Annotated in this window: 4 protein-coding genes; all 4 read left to right on the plus strand. The window is 35.5% G+C overall.

Translation table 11 applies throughout. The annotated features are described in order from the left end of the window. The first annotated feature begins 222 nt into the window (after positions 1-222). Positions 223-3,162, plus strand: coding sequence for a SusC/RagA family TonB-linked outer membrane protein (locus tag AC1DVP_RS07620; RefSeq protein ID WP_477182899.1), 2,940 nt, complete (start codon positions 223-225; stop codon positions 3,160-3,162). A gap of 16 nt (positions 3,163-3,178) precedes the next feature. Beyond that, on the plus strand, positions 3,179-4,765 hold the full coding sequence (locus tag AC1DVP_RS07625) for a RagB/SusD family nutrient uptake outer membrane protein (protein ID WP_477182900.1): 1,587 nt from the start codon (positions 3,179-3,181) through the stop codon (positions 4,763-4,765). A 20-nt stretch (positions 4,766-4,785) separates the two neighbouring features. Continuing rightward, the gene (locus AC1DVP_RS07630) at positions 4,786-5,892 is read left to right on the plus strand and encodes a SusE domain-containing protein (protein WP_477182901.1); all 1,107 of its coding nucleotides are present in this window, start codon (positions 4,786-4,788) and stop codon (positions 5,890-5,892) included. A gap of 72 nt (positions 5,893-5,964) precedes the next feature. Then, positions 5,965-7,516 (plus strand): alpha-amylase family glycosyl hydrolase (locus tag AC1DVP_RS07635; protein ID WP_477182902.1); only part of this gene is annotated, 1,552 nt, incomplete at its 3' end.

Raw genomic sequence — 7,516 nt, forward strand, 5'->3', positions numbered from 1 at the left:
TACTATTCGATTCGTAATAAAGGTAACATAATTTTTTATTTATTGTAAATATTCATGCAAAAATGAATATAAAAAGCAAAGTTTTCAACACTATCACGTTTTCGTAAGCCTATCTCATTTTCATCATGTCGAGCGTGTTAATTAATTCATAATTTTGAAATTCGAAGTAAAGAAAACTTAAACAAAACTTAACCAAAAAAACAATTAATTTAAACAAAAAGTATGAAAACAATTTACAAAAAGTTGTTATTTTTATTACTCCTGCTTCCGTTTTGCGCAATAGCTCAGAACAAAATTGAGGGAACGGTACTTGATAATGTATCAGGCCAGCCCATTCCAGGAGTAAATGTAAAAATAGAAGGAAGCACTACTGGTGTTTCAACTGATTTTGATGGTAAATTTCAATTTGCAAATGTAAAGCCTACTGATGTACTGACCATTACTTACATGGGGTATCAGACAAAATCAATCACTGTCGGATCTCAAAAATCTTTAACCGTTAGACTTGAAGAAGATTCAAACCAATTAAAAGAAGTTGTTGTTCAGGTAGGATATGGTTCTGTTAAGAAAAAAGATGCTACTGGAAATGTTACTGCATTGACTACCAAAGACTTCAACAAAGGACCTGTAGTTTCTGCTGACGCAATGATTACGGGTAGAGTAGCAGGTATGCAAGTTATAACTGGTGGCGGTTCTCCTGGAGAGTCTGCTACTATTAGAATTCGTCAAGGTTCTTCATTGACCGCAAACAATGATCCTTTATATGTTATTGATGGTGTAGCTGTACAAGCTGGAGGAATTAATGGAGGTAGAAACCCACTGTCAACTATTAACCAAAACAATATTGAGTCCATTTCGGTTTTGAAAGATGCCTCTGCAACAGCAATTTATGGATCACGTGCTTCTAATGGTGTGGTAATCATCACTACAAAAAAAGGAAAAGCGGGTGATTTAAAAGTAGCATATAATGGAAATTTTCAAGTTTCTCAAGTAACGAATCAAGTTGATGTTTTAGATGCTGATCAATATAGAACTTACGTTAACGCCCATGGTGATGCTACCAAAATTGGTTTATTAGGTACTGAATCTACAGATTGGCAAAAAGAAATTTTCAGAACGGCTTATGGATTTGATAACAATATAGCTCTTAGTGGTGGCGTTGACAATCTTACCTATAGAGCCTCTGTTGGTTATGCTAATTTACAAGGTGTATTACTTCGCGATAATTTACAAAGAACGACGCTTCAAGCAGCTCTTGTTGGAAACTTTTTTGACAAGCATTTAAGAGTTGAATTGAATAACAACACATCATCTATGGTAAACAACTATAGTAATCGTGGAGCAGTTGGCGCAGCAATAAGTTATGACCCAACTCAGCCTATTAAAAATCCTGATGGAACTTATTTCCAATGGTATGACAGCCCAACTTTGATTACTCCTAACTCAAACACAAACCCGCTGTCATTAATTAATCAGCAAAATAATTTGGGTAATTCATTTAGAAGTATCGGAAACATTCAATTTGATTATAAAATGCACTTTTTACCAGATTTAAAAGCTACTGCCAACTTCGGTTATGATCAAAACAGTGGTGCTTCTTTTGGTAATACCAATGCAGATTATAAAAATGGATTAAATGGGTCTGGATTCAATAATACCTATCGAAATACAAGTACCAATTTCAATAAATTAATGGATTTGTACTTGAATTACAAAGGTTCTGTTGAAGGAGCAAGTTTAGTTTACGATGTAACCGCTGGTTACAACTACCAAAACTTTTATAATAATGGAACTCAGACGGCTTACACTTATGAGACTAAAACAAAAGTAGATACACCTGTAACTGCTACTAATTTAAATTTACAATCATTCTTTGCTAGAGGTAATTTTACTTTTGCAGATAAATATTTATTAACGGCTTCATATAGATATGACGGAACATCTCGTTTTACTACAGACAACCGTTGGTCTGGTTTCCCTGCAGTGGCTTTTGCTTGGAAAATTAATGACGAAGGATTCTTAAAAAATGTAGAAAGTGTATCAAGTCTTAAATTAAGATTAAGCTGGGGGGTTACAGGACAACAGGATATCGGTACAATTTACCCGTCTATCCCATTGTATTTAGTATCTAATAGTACTGCTCAATACCCATTTGGCGGAAACTATTATAATACTTACAGACCGCAGCCATACAACAGTAATTTAAAATGGGAGCAAACAGAATCTACAAATGCTGGTATTGATTTTGGATTCTTCCAAAATAGAATTACTGGAAGTGTAGATGTTTATCAAAAAGAAACTAGTGATTTATTATTAAACACCTTTAATCCTGCATTTTTTGGATTCTCTGATAAAGATAACTACAATATTGGATCTGTAAAATCTCAAGGTATTGAGGTAGCTGCCAACTTTATTCCTGTAAAAGATGACAATTGGGAATGGAATATTGGAGGAAACATTACTTTTCAAAAAAGTGAAGTTACTAAGTTAACGACTACACAACCTGATACTCCAGGACTTAATGTAGGAGGAATTCAAGGAGGAACAGGTAACACTATCCAAAATTTACAAGTCGGATATGCTCCAAATTCATTTTTGGTATTCGAACAAGCATATGGAGCGGATGGAAGACCATTAGATGGAGTTTACATTGACAGAAACAAAGATGGCGTTATTAATGATAAAGATTTATATCGTTTTCATAAACCTGCTGCTGATATTTTTTATGGCGCTAACACTAGTTTAGAATACAAAAACTGGTTGTTAGCTATGAACTTTAGAGGATCTTGGGGGAATTACAACTACAATAACGTAGATTCTAACAACGGTACTAGAGCAAATGTAATAACAACCAATGGTAATTATTTAAACAATGGTACTACTGATTTATTATATACTGGTTTTACTACATCAAGCGACAGACAACTGCATTCTGACTACTATGTACAAGATGCTTCATTCGTAAGATTGGACAATATAAGCCTTGGATATACTTTTAATCAAAAAGAAAATGCCCCTTTAGTTCAATTAACGGCTGCTGCACAAAACGTATTCATTATTTCTGACTATAAAGGATTGGATCCTGAAATTGCAGGTGGTATCGATAATAATTTCTATCCGAGACCAATCACTTTCACGTTAGGTCTAAACGTTAATTTCTAATATAATAACAAGAAAAATGAAAAAGATACAAATAAAATTATTGGGTATTTCTTTGTTAATGATGATAGGTCTTTTATCATCCTGTACAGGAGAATTAAACCAATCTCCTGAAAGCTCTGATGCTGTTCCTGGAGAAGAATTCTATAGCAACCCAGCTTCTTACAAACAAAGTCTAGCCAAACTTTACGCTGGATTTGCAACTACAGGTCAACAAGGTCCTGCTGGAAAACCAGATGTATCAGGTGATGAAGGAGCCAGTCAATACATTAGAGGGCTTTGGTTAATGCAAGAACTAACTACAGATGAAGCTGTTATTGGTTGGAATGATGGATCTATCAAAGATTTCCATTCTCAAACATGGACAGATAGAGATGCATTTATCAAATCTACATTCTACAGAATTTCTTTTCAAATTGTAAACTGTAATGAGTTTTTAAAACAAACTACTGATGCAAAATTAGAAGCTAGAGGTGTAGATGCAACGACTAAGACAGATGTTAAAGATTTTAGAGCAGAAGTCCGTTTCTTAAGAGCATTATCATATTGGCATTTAGTAGATTGTTTTGGAGGAGGGTCTTTGGTTACAGAAGATTCGCCATCAGATTTCTATTATCCTGCCTATTCAACAAGAGCTGAATTATATGCTTTTATTGATTCTGAATTAACTGCAATTGCTCCCGAGTTAAAAGCACCTAAAACTAACGAAAAATATCGTGTAGATCAAGCTGCTGCTTGGATGCTTCAGGCTAAATTGTACATGAATGCGAAAGTATATATCGGTACAGACAAATATGCTGCTGCATTGCCTTTGATTAATAAAGTTATTGCTTCACCTTACACTATCCATAACAATTACAACCAATTGTTCTATGCCGATAATGATACTAACGGTGCACAAAACGAATTTATTTTCGCTATTGCATTTGACGGTCTTAAGACACAAACATACGGCGGAACTACTTTCTTGACACATGCTCCAGTAGGCGGATCAATGGATCCTAAAAAATTCGGAATCAACGGCGGTTGGGGCGGAGTCAGAACTACTTCAGCTTTTGTCGATAAATTCCCTGCTGGTAACACTGATACACGAGGCATTTTCTGGACAGATGGACAATCTAAAGATATTAATGACATCAGTACATTTACCGATGGATATGCTGTTCAAAAATTCAGAAACATTAAAGTGGATGGCAGTCAAGGATCAGACGCAACAGGAAACTTTACAGACATTGACTTCCCTATTTTCCGTTTGGCTGATGCTTATTTGATGTATGCAGAATGTGCTGTAAGAGGCTCTGGTGATTTAGGTACTGCTACAACTTATGTAAATGCACTAAGAACAAGAGCAAAAACTAATATTATTACCCAAACAGATTTAACTCTTAATTTTATTTTGGATGAAAGAGCCAGAGAATTTCACTTTGAAGCACAAAGAAGAACAGATTTGGTTCGTTTTGGTAAATTTACTGGTGGATCATACATTTGGCCTTGGAAAGGTGGTGTAAAAACTGGAGCTCCTACACAAAGTTTCAGAGATATATTCCCAATTCCTGCTGATGCAATTGTTGCAAACCAAAATTTAATTCAAAATCCTGGATACTAACTAATTTAAAATCAACGAAAATGAAAAATATAACAAAAATAATAATTGCTTTGTTCGCTGTTGCAGCGTTCTCCTGTACACAAGACGATGTTGAAAACAGACCCGTAATCACTCCTACAGATGCACCAGTATTAACTGCGCCTACAGCTGGAGCTACATATGTATTAGCTCCTGAAAATGCTACTGCTACTGCAGAACGTTTTACTTGGAATCCTGCAAATTTTGGCGGTAATGTAGAAGTAACTTATACTGTACAAATGGACAAAAAGGGCGGGGATTTCTCTGCACCTCAAACATTAGGTTCAGTTGTATCGGCATATCAGGTTGCAGTAACCGTTGAAGTATTAAATGGTGCTGCACTAAAATTAAAAGCTACACCTTATGAATCCACTAATTTTGAAATTAGAGTTGTTGCTACAACAGGCACTGCTACATCTATAACTTCAGCTACTACAACGGCTATTGTGGTAAAACCATACACAACTGAAGCTCCTAAATTATGGGTTCCTGGAAGTTATCAAGCTGCATCTGGATATGGATCCGATTGGACACCATCCACAGCACCACAATTAGCTTCTTCTGGATACGGAAAAACTGATTTTGAAGGATATGTTTACATAAACAATGCAACAGCTCAATATAAATTTACTCCTGCTGCAAATTGGGATGCCGAATTTGGTGAAGCTGGTGCAACTGATGGTGTTTTCACTGGAGTTCTTAAAGCTAAACCTGCTAAAAATTGTGGTTTACCAACAGCAACTGCTAGTTATTACCTAATAAAAGCAGATACTGACCCTGCTAAATTAAATTATTCTTTAACTGCTATTACTACAATGGGAATTATTGGTAATGCAACTGTGGGAGGTTGGGACAACAGCACTCCAATGGTTTATAATAAAGATACAAAAAAATGGACAGTTACTGCTGTATTAACAACTCAAGCTGCTCCAGATAACGGAATGAAATTTAGAGCAAATAACGCTTGGACAATTAATTATGGTGACACTGGTAATGATGGTGTATTAGATTTAGATGGTAAAAATATTGGCACAACTGCTGGCACTTATTTAATTACCCTGGATTTAAGTAACCCAAGACATTATACTTATACAATGGTAAAACAATAATTCTAGTTATCATTTCAAAAAGGGCTATCTTCATGGATAGCCCTTTTTTAATTTTAAATAAAATAAAATGCTATGAAAAAACTTTTACTTATATTGATGCTTTTTGTCTCACTTGGGTGTTTGGCACAACAACAAACCGTTACTTATTCCATAAGTCCGGCAACATTTGAGGAAACTGCATCCATTACAATTACCATTAATGGAAACAGCATCAACGAAAGTACTTGGGGCGTAACTGGAAATGCACTTTATTTATGGGCCTGGGCTTTTGATATCGATGATACAACCCAAAAAGGAACTCCGCTTAACGGTACATGGGAGGCATCAGATGAAGCGAGCAAATTTACTTACAATGCTGGAAATGACACATACACCAAAACCATTACGCCAACTGTTTATTATAACACTGCCAATATTGGAAAAATAGGATTTTTAATAAAAGCAAAAAATGGGACAGGAGACAAAAAATCACAAGATATTCTTGCCGAAGTAGGCTCTTTTCAAGTTAACCTTACTTCTCCACCAGCTAACAGTACAACCATTTTAGCTTCTGGCGGAAGCCTATCAATTGCCACAGCAAACACTAATGGAGTTGCAAGTTATAATTTAAAATCGAACGGAATTAGCATCAATACCAATGCCAGTACTTCAAATTATACATACAATCACGCCAATATTACTCAAAATCAAAATTATGAATTGGAAGTAACTCAAGGAGCAATCACTATCACCAAAAAATTCAGTGTCGTTATAAATCCGAGTACAATTTCCGAAACAATTCCAGCTGGTTTAGTCGATGGTATCAATTACAATCCAACTGATGCCACCAAAGCAACTTTAGTTTTGGATGCGCCTTTAAAAGATTTTGTGTATGTAGCAGGAAGTTTTAACAACTGGCAGCCTGGGAATTCTTATGCTATGAAAAAAGATGCAGCCTCAGGCTCAACAAAATTTTGGTTAGAACTTACTGGACTTGTATCCGGCACCAATTACACCTATCAGTATTGGGTAGGAGAATCAACTCCTATTGCCAATTCTCCAGCATTGGTAAAAACAGCCGATCCTTATTCAACTTTAGTATTATCTCCTAATGATGACCCTGGAATTCCAGCCGTTAACTACCCTAATATGCCTGCATATCCAATTGGACAGGATAAAGAAGTAACCGTTTTACAAACAGGACAGACACCTTATGCTTGGAGTACATCCACAACTAATTTTGTTAAACCTGAAAAAGATAAATTAGTAGTATCCGAAGTGTTGGTAAGAGATTTCGATGCCAATAGAAATTATCAAAATATAATTGACCGCATTGATTATTTCAAAAATTTAAAAATAAATGCCATTGAATTAATGCCTGTAATGGAATTTGAAGGTAATGAAAGTTGGGGGTATAATACCTCATTCCACATGGCGCTGGATAAATTTTACGGTTCTTCAGCTAAACTAAAAGAATTAATCGACTTATGCCATAAAAATGGTATTGCAGTTATTCTGGATGTCGCTTTAAACCATGCTTTCGGCAGAAATCCTATGGTAAGAATGTGGATGAATGATCCTGATGGAGACGGTTATGGTTCTCCAACTACTGAAAATCCTTATTTCAATACCGTTGCAAAACACA

The sequence above is a fragment of the Flavobacterium sp. P3_A6 genome, from assembly GCF_056403035.1.

Coding starts and splice junctions, on each gene's coding strand:
- AC1DVP_RS07625 (WP_477182900.1), top strand. CDS start 3,179: ATGAAAAAGATACAAATAAAATTATTGGGTATTTCTTTGTTAATGATG.
- AC1DVP_RS07630 (WP_477182901.1), top strand. CDS start 4,786: ATGAAAAATATAACAAAAATAATAATTGCTTTGTTCGCTGTTGCAGCG.
- AC1DVP_RS07620 (WP_477182899.1), top strand. CDS start 223: ATGAAAACAATTTACAAAAAGTTGTTATTTTTATTACTCCTGCTTCCG.